This window comes from Endozoicomonas sp. SESOKO4, from assembly GCF_024606275.1.
In genome coordinates this window covers 1-3,252 of sequence record NZ_JAHHPS010000438.1, presented here as the reverse complement: position 1 = coordinate 3,252, position 3,252 = coordinate 1, and the positions used below count along the sequence as shown (strand labels likewise).

The 3,252-nt window shown below is 50.8% G+C and carries 2 protein-coding genes; one reads left to right on the top strand and one right to left on the bottom strand.

Annotated features, from left to right (window positions below; genetic code table 11):
• The first annotated feature begins 173 nt into the window (after window positions 1-173).
• Window positions 174-1,802, top strand: a complete 1,629-nt coding sequence (gene nadB, locus KDK16_RS08685; protein ID WP_257275629.1) for an L-aspartate oxidase — start codon at window positions 174-176, stop codon at window positions 1,800-1,802.
• A gap of 40 nt (window positions 1,803-1,842) precedes the next feature.
• Here nadB and KDK16_RS08680 read toward each other — a convergent pair whose 3' ends face one another.
• On the bottom strand, window positions 1,843-3,135 hold the full coding sequence (locus KDK16_RS08680; protein WP_257275628.1) for an MFS transporter: 1,293 nt from the start codon (window positions 3,133-3,135) through the stop codon (window positions 1,843-1,845).
• Window positions 3,136-3,252: the final 117 nt, after the last annotated feature.

The window sequence follows — 3,252 nt, the reverse complement described above, 5'->3', positions numbered from 1 at the left end:
GTTTACGGTCAGCCTCTCGGGCACAGGAAACTGCGCAGTCCAGCCTGAACACCTGATGTCCAGTGGATAATATCCCTGCCCGTGTTCATAATATTTTTCAGACCGGAGCCTGTCGGTGACGAGCTCCTGAAACAGACCCCGCAGTCTGTTATTAGAGGGATCAGGGAATATACATGCATCCGATACTTGACTATGACGTAGTAATCATTGGCAGTGGCGCAGCGGGACTGACACTGGCACTCCACCTGGATAGCCACCTGCGCGTCGCCATTTTGAGTAAGGGCGAGTTAATGGCCGGCTCTTCAGCCGGGGCCCAGGGTGGAGTCGCAGCCGTTCTGGACACACAGCAGGACAGCCTCGATAAACATATAGAAGATACACTCATAGCAGGTGCGGGACTCTGCAGGGAGTCTACTGTCAGACACGTTGTAGAACAGGGTAATGCCAGCATCCAGTGGCTGATTGACCAGGGCGTCCCCTTTACCCGTGAACAGGAGGATGAAAAGAATTTTGACTTTCACCTGACCCGGGAAGGCGGTCACAGCACCAGAAGAATTATTCATGCCGCTGATGCAACCGGCAGAGCCATTTCAGAAACCCTGATCGACAAAGCCAGGAAACAACCCAACATTGACCTCTATGAACATCATCTGGCCATCGACGTCGTTTCTACCAGTAAACTTGGTCTGGATGAACAAAAGTGCGTCGGGGTTTATGTACTGGATATCCATTCAGACCAGGTAAAACTGTTCCGCGGACGTGCACAGGCTATTGCCAGTGGTGGTGCCAGCAAAGCCTATCTTTTTACCACTAATAGCGATGGTGCCAGCGGAGACGGTATAGCCATGGCCTGGCGTGCCGGCTGCCGGGTTGCCAACCTGGAGTTTAACCAGTTTCATCCTACCTGCCTGTTCCACCCCAAGGCCAAGTCCTTCCTGATATCTGAAGCTGTCCGCGGAGAAGGTGGTTTGCTAGTGCGACCTGATGGAACTCGCTTCATGGATGACTACGACCAACGAGGTGAACTGGCCCCCAGGGATATTGTCGCCAGAGCCATTGATCATGAAATGAAGAAGCTGGGTGCAGACTGCCTGTTTCTGGATATCAGTCACCAGCCACGGGACTTCATTAAATCTCATTTCCCGAATATTTATGAGCGGTGCCTGAAATACGGGATTGATATGACCCGCGAACCACTTCCTATCGTTCCGGCAGCTCACTACACCTGCGGCGGCATTCTTGTGGATCTTAACGGCCAAACTGATCTCCCGGGACTTTACGCCATCGGTGAATGTTCATTTACCGGACTGCATGGAGCCAACCGTCTGGCCAGCAACTCACTATTGGAATGCTTTGTCAGCGCCAGAAGTTGCGCCGAAGATATTAACCGTACCATCGCCGATCAACCTCCCTGCCCTGAAATTCCAGCATGGGACGACAGTCTGGTGACCGACTCTGATGAAAATGTTGTGATCTCACACAACTGGGATGAGCTCAGACGCTTCATGTGGGACTACGTAGGCATTGTCAGGACGACTAAGCGGCTTCTGAGAGCCAGGAACCGATCCAGATTATTGCAACATGAGATTCATGATTTTTACAGCAACTTCAAGATCAGCAATGACTTGATTGAATTGAGGAATCTGTCCCAGGTTGCAGAGCTGATTATTGAATGTGCTCTCTCCCGGCAGGAGTCCCGGGGACTGCATTTCAATCTGGACTTCCCATTCACACTGGAATCCAGCAAAGAAACCACCCTGATACCAGAAAACTTTGTACCGGAAAACGCAATCACTTTTTAATGTCCCCGAATCGCTGGAATCCACAGCCCGGGCATTGTGTCTAAGCGGTGGGTTCCAGCTCATCAGAGAATGTTGGATGACTCCTTCGCTGTTCAGGTGATATCAGCATAGCCCCCAAACAACCTGCCAACCCACTGATCATCAGGTAAAATGCAGGAGCTGCCTGCAAGTGAGTCACTCGAATCAAACCCATTGAGATAACTGGGCCAAAGCCGGCAAAAATCATAGCGGCGATATTGTATACGCAAGCCATTCCGGTAAAACGGATGCCTGTTGGAAAGGCCGAGACCAGCAGCAAAAGTGAAATGCCATCGATACTCCCCCAAAGGATGGCCCCGATTAAAGCAGTCACCAACAGATTCGCATCGCCAGAAGCATACCAATCGAAAAGTGGCCAGGCCATCACAACGATCAGAAGAGAAGCGCTGAGCATCAGATAGCGCCTGTCGACCCGATCAGCCAGCCAGCCCATCAGCAGGCATAAAGGCACTCCGGCGAACATGCTGAGGCCATTGGCAAGAGCCACCTCTCTGGCTGGATAGTCGAGCAATCGAGTCAGATAGCCAGGGATAAACAAGACCAGCACTGTCACAGCAACCAGCACCGGCATGACCAGCAGTAGCCCGGTAAAAATTTGTGACTTGTAGTGTTTCAACAGCGTGAGCACTGGTACTTTTTCCACTTCACCCTGTGTCACCAGAAGTCTGAAAGCTTCTGGCTCCACAAAACGTCTTCTGACGACATAACTGACAGCTCCAAGAGATCCACCCAGTATGAAGGGCACTCGCCATCCCCAATCAATCATGTGTTCCATCGTCAATAGATGAACCAGTAGCCCATGCAGGCTGACACCCAGCAGAGTTCCAGCCAGAGTCGCCGCACCCAGAATGCTGACAGCAAAGCCTTGTGTTCGGGCAGGGACGGTTTCATAGAGATAAGTGAAAGCACCAGAAAGCTCACCTGCAAAAGAGAATCCTTGCAAAAACCTCAAAAGAGCAAGAAGAACAGGGGCCAGCAGACCCCACTGGGCATAACCGGGTAACAGACCAATCAACAATGTTGAGATCGCCATTAGCAGAATGGTGACCGTAAAACTCGCCTTACGGCTGTAGCGATCTCCCCAGTGACTGAAGGCAATAGCCCCAAGCGGTCTGGAAATATATCCAAACGCAAAAGTAATAAAGGTATTAATCAGCGAACCGGTAGTATCTGAGGCAGGAAAAAAAACCTGCGAGATGTAGGCTGCCATGTGCGCATAAACGGTAAAGTCATAGGCCTCAAGGAGTCCGCCCAAGGATGTAATCGCTACCACCTTTTTCTGGGGCAAAGCCATAACTGCCTCTCTGAAAAATCAATCAACAATATTCATAAATCAACAATGAACGACTGAAACAATTTCTAGCAGCCTGTCGGACTTAAGCGTCCGTAGCGAGGATTGCAAGAAATTGAG

What these genes read in the sequence shown, in the direction of transcription:
- nadB (WP_257275629.1), top strand. Translation starts at nt 174, where the DNA reads ATGCATCCGATACTTGACTATGACGTAGTAATCATTGGCAGTGGCGCA.
- KDK16_RS08680 (WP_257275628.1), bottom strand. Translation starts at nt 3,135, where the DNA reads ATGGCTTTGCCCCAGAAAAAGGTGGTAGCGATTACATCCTTGGGCGGA.